Origin of the sequence: Mycobacterium sp. (assembly GCF_035499775.1) — a bacterium.
In the GTDB taxonomy this organism is placed as follows: domain Bacteria; phylum Actinomycetota; class Actinomycetes; order Mycobacteriales; family Mycobacteriaceae; genus Mycobacterium.
In genome coordinates this window covers 1-15,226 of sequence record NZ_DATJYB010000001.1, presented here as the reverse complement: position 1 = coordinate 15,226, position 15,226 = coordinate 1, and the positions used below count along the sequence as shown (strand labels likewise).

Below are 15,226 nucleotides of genomic sequence, written 5' to 3'. Positions count from 1 at the left end.
TGCGAAATTTCGAATCGAATGTCGCAGTGGCGTTTCCCCCGCAAGCGGGAGGTGCCCCAGTTCGCACGAAGGCTAGGCTCCGGCCCGTACCTCCTGCGCCGCGGCGACCATGTTCTGCAGCGACGCGGTCACCTCGTCGGGGTTGCGCGTCTTGAGCCCACAGTCAGGGTTGACCCAGAGCCGCCCGGCAGGCACGGCGCGCAACGCGGCCCGCAGCGACTCGGCCATCTCGCCGCTGCTCGGCACCCGCGGCGAGTGGATGTCGTACACACCCGGGCCCACACTGTTGGCGAACCCGACCGCGTTGAGGTCGTCGAGCACCTCCATGTGTGAGCGCGCGGCCTCGATGGACGTGACGTCGGCGTCCAGGTCGGCGATGGCCCCGATCACCTCGCCGAACTCCGAGTAGCACAGATGGGTGTGGATCTGTGTCGAGTCGGCCACACCGGAGGTCGCCAAGCGGAAAGACCCTACGGCCCAACGCAAGTACTCGTCCTGCTCGGCCCGACGCAGCGGCAGCAGCTCACGCAGCGCGGGTTCGTCGACCTGGATGACCGCGATGCCCGCGGCCTGCAGGTCCACCGTCTCGTCCCGGATCGCCAGCGCGACCTGGTTGGCGGTGTCGGCCAGCGGCTGGTCGTCACGGACGAACGACCACGCCAGGATCGTCACCGGCCCGGTCAGCATGCCCTTCACCGGTTTGTCCGTCAGCGACTGGGCGTAGGTGATCCACCCGACCGTCATCGGGTGGGTCCGCACCACGTCGCCGTAGAGGATCGGCGGCCGCACACAGCGGCTGCCGTAGGACTGGACCCAGCCGTTCTGGGTGGCGAAGAATCCGTCCAGCTGCTCGGCGAAGTACTGCACCATGTCGTTGCGTTCCGGCTCGCCGTGCACCAGCACGTCCAGGCCGAGCTGCTCCTGCAGTTCGATGACGTCGGCGATCTCCTTCTTCATCCTGCGGACGTACTCGGCCTCGTCGATCTCCCCGGCCCGCAGCGCTGCGCGCGCCTTGCGGATCGCCGAGGTCTGCGGGTAGGAGCCGATCGTCGTGGTCGGCAGCGGCGGCAGGTGCAGGCGCGCGTCCTGGCTGGCGCGGCGTTGTGCCGCCGGACCGCGGTGCGCGCCGGACGCGACGATCGAGTCGATGCGGGCCCGGACCTGGCCGTTGTGCAGGCGCGGGTCGCGCTGGCGGGAGGCGACGGCGGTGTTGGACGCCGCGATCTCGTCGGCGACCGCGTCGCGTCCCTCGTGTAGCGCCCGCGCGAGAACGACGACTTCGCCCACCTTCTCGGCGCCGAATGCCAGCCAGCTGCGCAGGGCGTCGTCCAGGTCGGTTTCCGGGTCCAGCGAGTAGGGGACATGCAGTGTGGAGCACGACGTCGAAACCGCGACGTCGGCCGCCGAGCCCACTAGGGTCGCCAGCTTGGCCAGCGCCGCCTCCAGGTCGGTGCGCCAGATGTTGCGGCCGTCGACGATGCCGGCCACCAGGGTCTTGCCCGTCAACTCGGGCACGGCCGCGACGGCAGTGTCGGCTCCGGCCACCAGGTCGACGCCGATCGCCTCGACAGGCGTGCGGGCCAGCCCCGCCAGGGAAGCGCCGGGGTCACCGAAGTAGGTGGCGACGTAGATGGCGGGCCGGTTGCTCGCCGAGCCCAGTGCGTTGTACACCGCTTCGGCCAGCGCGGGCGCATCGGGGGAGATGTCGGTGACCAGCGCGGGCTCGTCGAGCTGCACCCACTGCGCACCGTTCTCGGCCAGCAGCGACAGCAGCTCGGAGTAGATCGGCACCAGCTCCTCGAGGCGCTCGATCGGCGCGCCCCCGCCCTGGACACCCTTGCTCAGCAACAGGAAGGTGATCGGTCCGATGACCACCGGGCGCGCGGGAATCCCTTGCCCCAGTGCTTCTTTCAGCTCAGAGAGCACCTTGTCCGGGTTGAGCGCAAACCGGGTGGCCGGCCCGATCTCCGGAACCAGGTAGTGGTAATTGGTGTCGAACCACTTAGTCATCTCAAGCGGTGCGACGTCGTCATTGCCCCGCGCCGCGGCGAAGTAGCGGTCCAACTCGTCGGAGATCTCCGCGACCCGCGCAGGCAGTGCGCCCAGCATCACCGCGGTGTCGAGCATCTGGTCGTAGTACGAGAAGGTGTTCACCGGTACCGAGTCGAGGCCGGCGGCGGCCAGATCCGCCCACATGTCGCGGCGCAGCAACGCGGCGATGGACTCCAGGTCGGATCGGCTGGTGCGTCCGGCCCAGTAGCCCTCGGTCGCGCGTTTGAGTTCGCGTTTGGGACCGATGCGCGGGGAGCCGGTAACGGTGGCGGTGAACTTCGGAAAATCAACGAGCGGGGTCACGGTTTAGTTCGTCCTTTAATCGGCGGGGTGGTCACCGCCAACGGACGTACAGCCGATCTGGATGCGGTGCGCACCTTCAGTGCATAACCGCAACACCCACGGCCAAACGCCCATTCCACGAGGCGATGAGCCGCCGGACGCGGCGCGCCCGGCACAGCTGGCAGGTCTTCGGACTCGCAGGCGCGCACCCGATGGTGCTCCTAGTGGCCGTCGCTTCCCAGTCCCGTTGGGGGACCAGTGCCTATGGACGGCGGTCGTTCCTGCATACCGCTGCGGGACAGTCCCGGATTCTCACCGGGTTCCCTCTCGCGACGCGTTGTTGACGTCGCTCGATGCCGATGCCACGAAGGCGTCAGCAGACCAGTTGCGCCGGTAAGGCTACTCTGCGGGTCTGTCGGGCAGTGATCCGCGGGAGGAGTAAACGCGCGTCGGCGTCCCGAATTGGCTGACAGCCCCACGATCGGCTGCAGCGGCGCGATCCGCTCAGACTCGAATAATGTTGTGGCGCTGCCCTTTCGGGACTATTCAGGTCAGGCTGGCGTCCAAGCCCTTACGTAGTCGACGACAACTGTCGAGGGAACCTGCTGGTGCGACCCCTGGGTGCCGATGTTGAGCAGCACATACTGCGGCAAGCCGGTGTCAGCCGAAGCTGTGGTTAACGTGTATTGCAGCACCCCATCGATGTAGATGTAATCCTTGCCCGTCTTGGTGCGATTGATGGTCCAGATATGAAAACCGCTGCCGAGGAACGGATAAGAATGCCCGGGCGGGTTTGATCCGCCGACGTGGTAGTTGGTCTGCATCACGCCGTCCCACACCTCGGCGACGTCGATTTCGACGGTGGTGCCGTCGCGGGTATCGTCGAGCAGCCAGAACGCCGGCCAGTTGTAGTAATTGCCGTTGCTGTCGGCGGGGAAGTTGATGCGCGCTTCCCATACACAGGGTGCGCCGAGTTTAAATCCGGCATGGCCGCTGAAGGGACGAGTTGTCGCCGCTGCGCCCACAGTTGAACTCGACAGCTTCAAACTCATATTCCCGCCCGATAGGGGGCCACATTCGATGGCGATGTTGTGACTTTGTTCAGTGCAGAACCCGAATACCAATAGGGTTCCCAATACGTGGTATCCAGCGAGGAGCCGGTGAACTCTTCATCGAAGGCGGGGGTCCAGTTACCGGGGACGCCGGTGGGCTGGGTCCCTGTAGGGGGTGGTGGTGGTGTGATATCGCCTGCTACCACAGTGACGTTGTCCAGGAACAGGTGTCGGTTACAGAACAAAATGCTTACGGCATTCGTGATTGCGATGGTCAAAGTATGCGTACCTGCATTGATCGTGGCGGTCGCCGTGTAGTTGGTCCATGACGTCGCTGAGACGGTGGTTGCCAAGATGGTGTTGCCGTCGATCGAAACGGTCATCTGCGGCGCACCCAGACACGATTGCCCTTTCGCGCGGATCACCACACTGGTGGATGCCGGTAATGAAAGATTCGTCGAGGCCGATGAATTCTGGTACAGGCCGAGTGAGGATCCACCAGACGCGCTGGAATCGGCGATTACATCCCCGGCGCTCGCCGGCGACACGACCATGGATTCGGCTTCAAGAGTGGTGTTTGCGGCGACTGCGTGCGGTGGCACAGGTAATGTGATCGCAGCAGCGGTGCAGAGACTGACAGTGGTCATGCGCAGATATCGGACAGCCGTACCTCCATGGGAAGAAGTGAAGAACCTTCACATCACTGCGCTATTTATCCCCAGGGGTAACAACTTCCTCTCTAGGCGCGTTAGTTTACATATATATCTTCTATCACTTTAATAACGATCATCGTTGAAGTTCGCGGGAGCGTGGACGCTCCGACGCCGCAAATTCTGTCCGACGTCGCGGTCACTTCCGGGTGTGTGGACAACCGATGGGCGGATGCGGGCGGACACGCTTGTCGGCGACGAAGTCCATTCGTGCGACCGCGGCAGGTCAGCCCGCCAAAGCTTCGGCGATCGGGACGTCCCCGTTGTTGAACTCGATGGTGCGTCGGATAGTGGAGTCGGCTGCCAGCGTCGCCGCGACGACGAGCGCGACGTCGGCACGCGAAACTTCACCTTTCGCCTGACCGATCCCAATGCGCCCGGTCGGCGGTTCCAGGGTGAGGTGGCCTGGTCCCAGCACGGTCCAATCCAGCGCGCTGGCACGCAGGTGGGCATCCGCGGCGGCCTTGGCTTCGGCGTAGTGGAAGAACGAATTCTCCGGCGAGACACCGTGATCCGGGCCCGCGCCGAAGTACGACACCATCACGAACCGCTTGACGCCCGCCTGTCCGGCGGCGTCGATCACCCGGATCGCGGCGTCGCGGTCGACGGCGTAGGTCCGGGCCGGGTTGCCGCCGCCCGCACCGGCGGAGAACACGACCGCGTCATGGCCGGCGACCAGGTCGGCCAGCGCGTCGGTATCGAGCCTTTCGATGTCGGCAGTCACGGGCCTAGCGCCGGTCGCCGCGACGTCGTCGCTGTGGTCCGGGTTGCGGAAGACCGAGCTGACCTCGTCGCCGCGCTCGGTCAGAATGCGGGCCAGTTGCAGTGCGACCTTGCCGTGGCCGCCGAAAACGATGACGCGTGACACGCTCTAAAGTTTTACCCTGCCCATGATCAGGTCGATGATCGGCTTGCCCGGCGGGTAGGCACCGGTGAGCGAGGCCATCGTGTGCCCGTAGTCCACCAGCACAGTGATCCCGTTGATGCCGAAGGCGGCCGCGCTGTTGAGGAACGCCATCACGTCACCCATCTGCTCCGGCGTGTGGACCTTGGAGCCGGTCTCGTCCCGGTAGTCCTGCGCGAAGGTCAGCCAGAGGTCGGCGTTGGCCTGGGCCAGCGGGGTGTCGGTCGGGCCCGGGCAGATGGCGTTGATCCGGATGCCCTTCTTCAGCAGGGGCAGGCCCTGCGTCGCCACGTAGGCGTTGACGGCCTTCTTGCTGAAGCCGTAGTGGATGATGCCTTCCGCTTCGTGGGCCCTGACCCAGGCGTCGGCGGCCGCGAAGTCGGGCGCGTCCAGGAAGTCGGTCAGCAACTCCAGGTCGTTTTCCCAGCCCATTCCGGCGACCGAGGAGATGAAGCAGATGGCCGAGCCGGACGGCAGCTGGTTCTTCTCGAGCAGCCGTTCGATCAGATAGCGGTGGCCGATGAAGTTGATCTTCATCAGGTCGGTTGTCCCGTCCGCGATGCCGGCGGCCGAGAACACCGCGTGCACCGGACCGTCCAGCTGCTCGAGTGCGGCGTCGATTGAGGCCGGGTCGCGCAGGTCCACCTGTATTGACTGGGCGACGTCATAGTTCACCGGCGCGTAGTCCATCACGATGACTTCGGCGCCGAGCTCTCCGGCCGACTTGGCCGCCGCGGCGCCCATGCCTGTCGCGCCGCCTACCACGAGCGCGCGCTTGCCGTCGTAGCGCAACCGATCGACAATAGTCATGGAAATCCCCTTCTCGGTAACTGCCAACCCGGTTCTAATTGCCCAACTGTATGGGTAACAGTTATTAGGTTCAACACCGGGGTCCCTACTTGCCCGGCACCGCCACACCGCGGAGCACCGTGTCCCGGGCGTGCAGCAACGACGCACGGATCCCGATGGCACGAAGGATGTTCTCCGGTATCCACTGCATGCCGATGACGCAGCGCGCCAGCATCGCGGTCGACGGAGTGTCGATGCGGATCTCCCCGGACCGGATCCCCTCGGAGAGCAGCGATTTCATCTGCCGCAGGCGCGTCGGATACGACCAGCCCGGGTTGGTGGTCGGCGGCGACTGCCGCATCCAGGCGAGCTGAATGCGGAACTCGTCGGAGAACTGATCCAGCGCGTTGACGGCCACCCAGCTCATCGCGTCGAGCTTCTCAACCGGCGTCGCGTCCGAGCGCAGCACGCTGACCCAGCCGGCTTCCACCTTCTGGCCGAACGACCGCATGATCGAGTCGAGCAACTCGTCCTTGGACCCGATCACCCGATAGACCGTGCCGGTGCCAAGACCGGCCGCGGATGCGATGTCCCTGATGGTGGTGACTTCATAGCCTTTCCGGCCGAACTCCGTTCGCGCCACCGCGCGCAGGTGTGCGGCTTTGTCGCTGGGGTCCGCTGCGCGGTCGTCGGCCCATGTTTCGATGACCTCGCTGGCGGCGACAAAGGCCTTGGACCGATCCAGCGCCGTGTCGGCAGGCGAGCGGGCTGCCAACCCCTGCAAGATGATTCGGCACATCAGGCTGGCCACTTGGTCGGCGGAGGCCTTGTCGCGGATGACGTGCAGCCCCACCCGCAGCATCGACTGGCAGATGGTGTCAGCCAGGACGGGAAGGTCGATGTCGGGCTTGATGTAGCCGCTCCATCTGGCGGCCCGCAGCGTCTGCAGCATCGCTTCCTGAATTGCCTTGGGCTGCTGCCGGGTGAGCTTCATCAGCTCCGGGTCCGCACTGGGCGCCTCGTAGAACGACATCTGCAGGGCGGCCCGGTGCTCGACCGCGCAGTTGGCGATAGCCATTCCGAGTTCGGTGATTTTCTCAGCCGGGGGCCGCGCGTCGGGTTCGTCCAGCCTCGCCTGCGCGTTTTGCCCGATCCGGTTGAGATCGTCTTGGTAGCGGTGGATCAGCTCGACGAGGATCGCTTCTTTGGATTCGAAGTGGTGATACAGGCTGCCCGGGAGAATGCCTGCCGCATCGGCGATTTCCTGTAGCGAGGTGCGCAATCCGGTGGAGGCGATCAGCGACGCCGCGGTCTGCAGAATCTCGGTCCGGCGGGTCCCGGAGTCGGCTGCGCTGCCAGCGTGTTCCAGTGCATCGGCTTTGGCCATATGCACCTGTCCTCTCGGTGAACCAAATCTTTGTTAAAGGCTATCAGACTCACCGTGGAAAATGCGCTGCTGACGGCGGCGACAGACCAATCTTAGAGGGGCGGACCGTCCCACGTGTCGAGTGCGACCACGTCGTCGACGGGTCGCCGGCGGGCCGGCCGGAATCGGTGCCCGGCACGCAGCCGGCCCACCGGCAGCAGGCAGCCCTGCAGGTAGCTGTCCGGTATGCCGAGCAGTTGGCGAACCTCGTTTTCGTAGTGCAGGTGCAAGGTGGTGACGCAGGTCCCGTACCCGCGGGTGTGCAGTGCCAACTGAAAGTTCCACACCACCGGGAAAATCGATCCGTACAGCGTCGCCAGGTGGAACGACTCGTCGCCGTCGATACGCGGCAGATACGGCTCATAGCAAGGGATTACCAGCACCGGCACCTTGGCCATGTTTTCCACCAACCACTCCGTGGACGACATCAGCCTGCCCTCCGGCGTACCGGCCGGCATCAGGTCCGCGAGCAACTGCCCGCCGACCCGCAGCAGATAGGCCTGCCGGTACAGCTCGGCGATCTTTTCCCGCCGCTTGGCGTCGGTGACGACCAGCCACCGCCAGTTCTGCTGATTCGAGCCGTTGGCGGCCTGCAACCCGACGCGCAGGCACTCCCCGATGTCGGCGAGGTCGACGGGCGCGTCCAGGTCGAGGGACTTGCGTGCCGAACGGGTAGCGGTGAGGAGGTAGTCGATGTCCATTACCCGGCAGTCAACCTATTCGCTTCCGTGACGCGTCCACCGAGTTCGGCGAGATAGCGGTCCGGACCGCCGCGGAATTCGCTCCAGCTCAGCAGCCGCTTGAGGTACAGGTGAGCGTCGTGCTCCCAGGTGTAGCCGATCCCGCCGAACACCTGAATCGCGGTATCGCCCACGGTGGCCAGCCGCCCGGCGAAGGCCTTGGCCCGTAGCGCGGCCAGGTGCCGCTCGTCGGGGGCTTGGTCTGCGGCCCACAACGCGTGGATGACGCCGCTGCGGGCCAGCTCGACCGTCTCGTACATGTCGACGCACAGGTGCTGGATCGCCTGGAACGATCCGATCACCTGACCGAATTGCCGTCGCACCTTGGCGTATTCGACGGCCAGTTGCATGACCGCCCCGGCGGCGCCGAGCGCGTCGGCGGCCGTGGCGATGAGCAGGTCGTCGACAACTGCCGCAACGTCATCCGACGACGGTGTGGCGAGCAGTTGCGCGGCCGCGTCGTCAAGCGCGACCCGAGACTGCTTGCGGGTTGGGTCGATCCCGCGCTCAGGTGTCACCGACACGCCGCCGGAGTTGGTATGCACAGCGAAAAGCCCAGTGCCAGAAGGGTATTCAGCGAATATCAGCAGGACGTCGGCTGCGGCGGCGTCGGGCACGGCCAGGGCCGGCGAGCAGACGCAAAAGCCCCCGTTGCGTGCCGAAATGAGGGGCTTTTCCCCCAGCTCGGGCAGCGAAACAGTGGCGATCGTGGTGCCGTCGGCAATCCCGGTGAGGATCTCGGCGGCCGCGTTCGACGCGTCGGTCCTCGTCAGCGCGCGTGTCGCGGCGACCGCGCACGACAACCACGGTCCCGGGTGCAGGGCGGCGCCGAGTTCCTCGGCGACGATGCCGGCCTCGACCATCGTCATGCCCGCGCCGCCGTATTCTTCCGGCACCAGCAGCCCCGTGGTCCCCAGGTCGGCCAAGCCTTGCCACACGGCGTCGTCCACACCCGACGGATCGTCGAGCAGTGCGCGCACATGCCCGGAAATCGGTGCCTTCTCAGCCAGGAAGCGGCGCACGGTGTCGCGCAGCGCCACTTGCTCGTCGGTCAGCTCGAGGTTCATTTGCGCGGCAACCCCAATACCCGTTGCGCGGTGATGTTCTTGTTGATCTGGGTGGTGCCGCCCGCGATGGTCAGCGAGCGCGAGGTCAGGCGGTAGTCGGCCCAGCGTGCGTTCTCGCCGCCCGTGCCGAGCACGTCGAAGGCCAGCGCGGCCAGGTCTTGCCCGATCTCGCCCCACACCGTCTTGGCCAGGCTCGCGGACCCGAAAGCAGACATGTCTGAACCGCCGTGCAGCGTGGCCGAGATCGAGCGCTGGCAAAGCACTTCCAGATACTTGATGCGCAACGCGATCTCGCCGAGTCGTCGCAACGTGACGGGATCTTGACCGGCACCCGCCTCGGCGAAGTCTGCCACCAGTTCCTCCAGCCGCACCTGCATCTCGGCGTACAGCCGCGCCGCGCCGGCGCGTTCGTGGCTCAGCGTCGTGGTGGCCACCTGCCAGCCGCCGTTGAGCGGGCCGAGCAGGGCATCCGCCGGCACCCGGACGTCGTGGAAGAACACCTCGGCGAAATCGGTGTCGCCGTTGAGCGTGACCAGCGGGCGCACCTCGATTCCGAGCAACTTCATGTCGACGATCAGGCAGGAGATCCCCTGGTGTTTGGGGGCATCGGGATCGGTGCGCACGTACAGCTGGCACCAGTCGGCCTTGTGGCCGAGCGACGTCCAGATCTTCTGTCCGTTGACGACGAAGTCTTCGCCGTCACGCACCGCGCGGGTGCGCAGCGCGGCCAGATCGGATCCCGCCTCGGGCTCCGACATGCCCTGGCACCAGATGTCGTCGGCCCGCATCATGCGGGGGAGCAGGGTCTTCTTCTGCAGCTCGGTGCCGTAGTGCATGATCGCCGGCGCGATGTTGTTCATGCCGATGACGTTGAGCGGCAACGGCGCCCGCGCCCGCGTCGTCTCCTCGGTGTACACCAGCTGCTCGAGCACCGTCGCACCGCGACCGCCGTATTCTTCGGGCCAGGACACCGCCGCCCAGCCGGCGTCGGCCATGGCGCGGTTCCAGATGCGCAGCGCGTCGAACGCTTTGTCGTCGCGGCCGGAAGGCCGACGGGCCGCGATCAGCTCGTCGGTCAGATTCGCCGACAGCCAGGCGCGCAGTTCGTCGCGAAAGCGTTCCACTTCCGCGGGGTAGGAGAAGTCCACGTCCTCTATTCGACCTCACGTGATTGACTGCGGCCAAGCCGGACTCTACGTTGGAACAGATTTTTGGTCAAACAGATTCGGCGTCAACCGTCCGCTTCGCCGCCAGCGGTCGATCGTAAGAGGGGTCCGCGGTGTCGTGGCGCGCGGTCCGCGTCCCCGGGACCATGGCGCGCGCCTGCTCGGTGAGCTGCGACTGCGATTCATCCATGAATTCCACGACGCAAACGCGAGCGACGATCGCCCACCGTCCGTCGCGCCGCTCCAGCCGATCCACATAGCGACCACCGGAGATGGTCATGTGGTTCGCCGGTTCGCGGTCGGTCCCGATGAACAGGTAATAGGTTTCGGCGTGGGCTTCGTCGCCGTCGATGTCGACGGTGTGGTTCAGCAAGTAGTGCTGGTATCGCGTCTGGGTGCGGTGATACGCGAGTGCCCAGTCGATGAAGTCGTCTACCACGCCGACGAATCCGACGTGGTCGTCGACGGCGCCGTCGTGATAGGCCGATCGCAGCAGTGCACGGTCTTGCCGATCGATTCCGCGCGCGTAGCGCTGCATCCAGTCGTAGATTTCCGCGCGGTCGGTCAGCCGCTTGACCTGGTCTCGCAACTCGTCATCCACGGTCGCGTGACGTCCTTTTCCCGATTGACTGGGATCGAACCGGACTTTACGGTGGAACAGATATTTGGTCAATTCTGATCAAGAGGTGCGGAGGTTCGAGCGTGGGCGACGACGCTCTGGGCGACCAGCTTCAGGCCCTGGGCATGCTCGCTTCTGCGCTTGCGGGCCGACCCGTGGCGGTCGCCCAACTGCAGCCAGGTGAACCTGCGTGGACGGACGGCCAGACCATCTACGTCGATCCGTCCGCGCCGGCCCGCCCGAGACTCGACGCGATCGCGGTGCAGGCGTCGTTGATCGCGGCCGGCAGCCTGGATCCCGACGTCGTGCGTCCGCTGGTCCGCCACCCCCGGCTGGCCACTCGCTACCTGGCAATCGAGGCTCACCGCGCACTGGTCGCCAATGCCGGCGTGCTACCGAGCATTTTGGCGTCGCTGGCTGACCGCGACATCGCCAGTCGCAGCGACTCGCCCACCGCGTCGCTGCGAATCGCCGACGAACGGGTAGCGATCGACGACCCGCCGCCGGGGTTCGGCGTGATCCGTGCGGCCAAGGTGGTGGCCGCCTCCGCCCGGAAGGCCGAACAACAGGACGAGGCGAACCCGCAGCATGTGCCCCGCCGCGCCGCGCAGGAACTGCAGGAGCTTGATGATGGCGTGGCCGACGACTCCGACGATCCCGACATGTTCACCAGCCCGGTCGGCGGGGGCGGCTTCATCGGCAAGTGGCTGAAGAAGATGCTGTCGTCAGCGCGTAAGACCGGTAGCGGTGGCGGACCACCCGGCGCGGACACCCCGACGCACCGCACGAACTCCGGGATCCGGGGCCTGCGCGCCGTGTCGTCGTTGGCCTCAACGTCGAGCGAGGACGTGAACGACGACGAAGCCCAATCCGACGGTCTGCGGTATCCGGAATGGGACGTGGGGCGCAGGAGTTACCGGCCCGCGTGGTGCACCGTGCGCGAGGTCGAGCCGCAGATCAAGCCAACGGCGACCCCGGCGATCGACGACGCCATCGGCGTCCGGCGCCCGCTGTCACGACTCGGCATGGGTCTGCACCGTCGCCACCGCCAGTCGCAGGGCGACGACATCGACATCGACGCGGCGATTGAAGCCCGCGTCGAGGTGCGGGCCAGGGCGGTGCCCGACGAAACGGTGTACCTCGACAGCCTGCGGCGCCGGCGGGACCTGTCGGTGCTGCTCCTGCTGGACGTATCGGGGTCGGCGGCGGAGCCCGGAACGGTCGGACGGACGGTGCACGAACAACAGCGCGCGGCTGTCGCCAACCTCACCGTCGCACTGCACGACCTGGGCGACCGCGTGGCGCTCTACGCGTACTACTCGCAGGGCCGCCGCGCGGTGAGCATGGTGCCCGTCAAACGATTCGACGACCACCTGGATTCCCGCGTCATGCGGCGGCTCAACAGCCTAGAGCCCGGCGCCTATTCGCGTCTCGGTGCGGCCATCCGGCACGGCTCGGCGGTCTTGGAGGAACGCGGAGGTACGTCGCGGCGGCTGCTGGTGGTGCTGTCCGACGGACTCGCATACGACCACGGATACGAGCGGGCCTACGGTGCCGCCGACGCGCGCCGCGCGCTGACCGAGGCCCGCCGCCGGGGCACCGGCTGCGTATGCCTGACGATCGGCGCGGGAACGGACGTGCAATCGCTGCGCCGGGTTTTCGGCAGTACCGCACATGCGACCATTGCGCGCCCAGATCAACTCGCCGGTGTGATCGGGCCGCTATTCCGGTCCGCGCTGCGCTCGGCCGAGGTCCGCCGCAGCGTGTCGTGAGTGTGCGAACTTCGCCCTGATGCCATGTCGCAGAATGCAGTTGGTGCCTCGGCGGCTGGTCCATACCTGCTTGGCCGGCGTACTTGAAACAAACATCTGTTCCGGCTAGGCTCCAAGCTACGGTGGCAGAAGGGAAGTTATGGCCAACGAGTCCGTGCTCGCTCACCGGAACGGCGCGACCCCCGAGGTGGAAGAGAACGTGCGGCCCTATTACCAAGCGGTCGGCAGCGAAGAGGCCATCTTCAAGGCGGCCTACCGCCAGGGTCTGGCACTGGTCCTCAAGGGGCCGACGGGTTGCGGCAAGACCCGTTTCGTCGAGGCCATGGCCCACGATCTCGGCCGGCCGCTGATCACCGTCGCCTGCCATGACGACCTCACCACCGCGGACCTGGTCGGCCGGTATCTGCTGCGGGGCGACGAGACGGTGTGGGTGGACGGTCCGCTGACAAAGGCGGTGCGCGAGGGCGCGATCTGCTACCTGGACGAAGTGGTGGAGGCCCGGCAGGACACCACGGTGGTGCTGCATCCGCTCGCGGACTACCGGCGGCAACTGCCCATCGAACGCCTCGGTGTGACGCTGGACGCGGCACCCGGATTCGGCCTCGTGGTGTCCTACAACCCCGGCTATCAAAGCGTCCTCAAGGACCTCAAGGATTCGACTCGTCAGCGCATGGTCGCCGTCGAATTCGGTTTTCCCGCAGCCGATGTCGAAGAGGGGATCGTTGCGCACGAGGCTGGCGTCGACCGTCCCACCGCGGCCGAGCTGGTGCGCTTCGGGCAGGCCATCCGCCGCTTGGAGACCGCCGGACTGCGCGAGGTCGCATCGACGCGGGTGCTCATCGCGGCGGGCAGGCTCACCGTGGAGGGGCTGTCCATGCGCGAGGCAGCGCGCGCGGCGATCGCCGGACCGCTCACTGACGATGTGGCAGTGGGGCGGGCGCTCAACGAGATGATCGAGGTCTATCTGGGCGCGACGGATGGATCTGACGATTGACGCTGCATACCGGCCCCGCTAGCGTAGGAACAAATATTAGGTCTGCTGCGGATCCGTGCGAGTGAGTTGCGGCGCGTTTCTTCTCAGGGAGGTCAGATGTCCTACGAAAGCAGCGCAGAGCCGATCAAGGTCGGCTACCTGATGGACTTCACGCTCCCACCGATGTTCCCCGAGGAGATGAAGGCGGACTTCACGCGCTGCTTCGACCTGGTATTCGAGGAAGCCGCCGAACACAAAGCGATGGACCGGCCGGTGGAGATGATTTACCGCGAAGTGGAGGGGCTGCCCAAGGGATCGGTCAAGAAGGTCATCGACGCGTTCGGTGAACTCGTCGACGAAGGCTGCCTGGTGGTATTCGGGCCGCACATCACCGACAACTGCGTGCCCACCCGCGAGGCGATCGAACAGCGGTTCAAGGTCCCGGCCATCAGCGTCACCGGTACCGACGACTGGTTGGGCGAATGGACATTCTCCTTCCCGCAGGGGTCGATGACCGACGAGCCGATCTTCATCGCAGACCTCGTCGCCAAACGTCAGCTCACCGAAATCGGGGTTCTCGTCGAGCAGAACCTGATCGGTGAGAGCTACCTGAAGAATCTGCGAACCGCGTGTCGGCGCAAGGGTATTCGCATCGTCGCCGAAGCCGCGATCGCGCAGACCGCGCAGGACATCAATGAAGCCGTGCGTACTCTGCACGACGCCAAGGCGGAAGCAATCGTCCATCTGGGCTTCGGATTCGGCATCGTGTTCATCAACCCGGCGCTGCAGGCCGTCGACTGGGACCCGCCGAGATTCACCACCACGGCGTTCCAGAACGCGTGGGTGAACCCGATCATGTGGAACGCGTTCATCGGCTGGATCGGGGTCGACCAGTACGACGAGGCGAATCCCATCGGCCAAGATTTCCTCGATCGCTATGCGAAGAAGTACGGCGGCCGGCGCCCCGAATATTGCGTGCCGCCGGTCAACCACGACGTCGCCGCGACATTGGTCCGGGCGTTCACCGACGCCCATCCGCTCAGTCCGCGCGGTGTCAAGGAAGCGCTGGAGCGGGTCAAGATGATGCCCGCCGCCGCGGGCGCGCCCGGCACTCGGGTGTCGTTCGGCAAATGGACCCGACGGGCCTGGATGGGCGCGGGCTACCTGGTGGCGCGGACGCTCGATGCCGACGGCGTCAACTCGCACTTAGTCGATCGTTTCGGAGAGTGAGATATGAGTACCGACCAATCCATACCGGTTGCTGCCGAACCGAAGCCGACCTCACCGCGGAGCGGTAAGCGCGGGTGGGGCGGGTGGATCGCCGGCGCCGCCCTGGCGGCGTTCGCGCTGTTCTTCATCGCGAACTGCCGCACCGCACTGGACCCCCGCGTCGCCAACCCCAACGTGCAGGGCCGGCCGCGCCCGGTCAAGTTCATGTTCGGACTGGACTACATCACGTTCCTGGATGCTGCCACCGCCGTCGCGCTGATCGTGCTGCTGGTGGTGTTCATCAGGGGCTGGCGGCGCAATCCGGGTAGCCCGGCGATGCTGATGTTCTTGTGCACCACGCTGATCGTGTGGCAGGACCCGATCATGAACTGGTCGCCGTTCGCGGTGTACAACCCCGACCTCATCCACTGGCCGGAGTCGTGGCCGCTGGTGTCGTTGTCGCCG

Annotated in this window: 14 protein-coding genes and 1 riboswitch; of the genes, 4 read left to right on the top strand and 10 right to left on the bottom strand. The window is 66.0% G+C overall.

Annotated elements, in window-relative coordinates:
- Positions 1–72: 72 nt before the first annotated feature.
- The 10 genes from metE to VML93_RS00025 all read right to left on the bottom strand — a co-directional run bounded on the left by metE (position 73) and on the right by VML93_RS00025 (position 10,789).
- Positions 73–2,355, bottom strand: a complete 2,283-nt coding sequence (gene metE, locus VML93_RS00070; RefSeq protein WP_325606364.1) for a 5-methyltetrahydropteroyltriglutamate--homocysteine S-methyltransferase — start codon at positions 2,353–2,355, stop codon at positions 73–75.
- Between the two features lie 153 nt (positions 2,356–2,508).
- Positions 2,509–2,722: riboswitch (cobalamin riboswitch) on the bottom strand.
- Between the two features lie 163 nt (positions 2,723–2,885).
- Positions 2,886–3,386: a glycoside hydrolase family 16 protein gene (locus tag VML93_RS00065; RefSeq protein ID WP_325606362.1), complete on the bottom strand. Its 501-nt coding sequence runs from the start codon at positions 3,384–3,386 to the stop codon at positions 2,886–2,888.
- Complete coding sequence (locus tag VML93_RS00060; protein WP_325606360.1) at positions 3,383–4,033, bottom strand: carbohydrate-binding domain-containing protein; 651 nt, start codon at positions 4,031–4,033, stop codon at positions 3,383–3,385. The genes VML93_RS00065 and VML93_RS00060 overlap by 4 nt, the downstream gene beginning before the upstream one ends.
- A 289-nt stretch (positions 4,034–4,322) precedes the next feature.
- Positions 4,323–4,952: an SDR family oxidoreductase gene (locus VML93_RS00055; protein WP_414686245.1), complete on the bottom strand. Its 630-nt coding sequence runs from the start codon at positions 4,950–4,952 to the stop codon at positions 4,323–4,325.
- A gap of 15 nt (positions 4,953–4,967) precedes the next feature.
- On the bottom strand, positions 4,968–5,810 hold the full coding sequence (locus VML93_RS00050; RefSeq protein ID WP_325606356.1) for an SDR family oxidoreductase: 843 nt from the start codon (positions 5,808–5,810) through the stop codon (positions 4,968–4,970).
- 85 nt (positions 5,811–5,895) lie between these two features.
- Positions 5,896–7,176 carry a TetR/AcrR family transcriptional regulator gene (locus VML93_RS00045; protein ID WP_325606354.1) on the bottom strand — a complete coding sequence of 427 codons (1,281 nt, stop codon included), beginning with the start codon at positions 7,174–7,176 and terminating at the stop codon, positions 5,896–5,898.
- Positions 7,177–7,268: 92 nt separating this feature from the next.
- The gene (locus VML93_RS00040) at positions 7,269–7,916 is read right to left on the bottom strand and encodes a nitroreductase family protein (RefSeq protein ID WP_325606352.1); all 648 of its coding nucleotides are present in this window, start codon (positions 7,914–7,916) and stop codon (positions 7,269–7,271) included.
- Positions 7,916–9,022, bottom strand: a complete 1,107-nt coding sequence (locus VML93_RS00035; RefSeq protein ID WP_325606350.1) for an acyl-CoA dehydrogenase family protein — start codon at positions 9,020–9,022, stop codon at positions 7,916–7,918. The genes VML93_RS00040 and VML93_RS00035 overlap by 1 nt, the downstream gene beginning before the upstream one ends.
- On the bottom strand, positions 9,019–10,170 hold the full coding sequence (locus tag VML93_RS00030; protein ID WP_325606348.1) for an acyl-CoA dehydrogenase family protein: 1,152 nt from the start codon (positions 10,168–10,170) through the stop codon (positions 9,019–9,021). Before VML93_RS00030 ends, VML93_RS00035 begins: the two co-directional genes overlap by 4 nt.
- 67 nt (positions 10,171–10,237) lie before the next feature.
- Positions 10,238–10,789, bottom strand: coding sequence for a nuclear transport factor 2 family protein (locus VML93_RS00025; protein WP_325606346.1), 552 nt, complete (start codon positions 10,787–10,789; stop codon positions 10,238–10,240).
- Between the two features lie 101 nt (positions 10,790–10,890).
- Here VML93_RS00025 and VML93_RS00020 point away from each other — a divergent pair, with 101 nt between their 5' ends.
- From VML93_RS00020 to VML93_RS00005, 4 genes are all read left to right on the top strand, one after another.
- On the top strand, positions 10,891–12,579 hold the full coding sequence (locus VML93_RS00020; RefSeq protein ID WP_325606343.1) for a nitric oxide reductase activation protein NorD: 1,689 nt from the start codon (positions 10,891–10,893) through the stop codon (positions 12,577–12,579).
- A gap of 139 nt (positions 12,580–12,718) precedes the next feature.
- Positions 12,719–13,573, top strand: coding sequence for a CbbQ/NirQ/NorQ/GpvN family protein (locus tag VML93_RS00015; protein WP_325606341.1), 855 nt, complete (start codon positions 12,719–12,721; stop codon positions 13,571–13,573).
- A 96-nt stretch (positions 13,574–13,669) separates the two neighbouring features.
- Positions 13,670–14,782 carry an ABC transporter substrate-binding protein gene (locus tag VML93_RS00010; protein WP_325606339.1) on the top strand — a complete coding sequence of 371 codons (1,113 nt, stop codon included), beginning with the start codon at positions 13,670–13,672 and terminating at the stop codon, positions 14,780–14,782.
- A 3-nt stretch (positions 14,783–14,785) separates the two neighbouring features.
- A partial coding sequence (locus tag VML93_RS00005) for a spirocyclase AveC family protein (RefSeq protein ID WP_325606337.1) occupies positions 14,786–15,226 on the top strand: 441 nt, incomplete at its 3' end.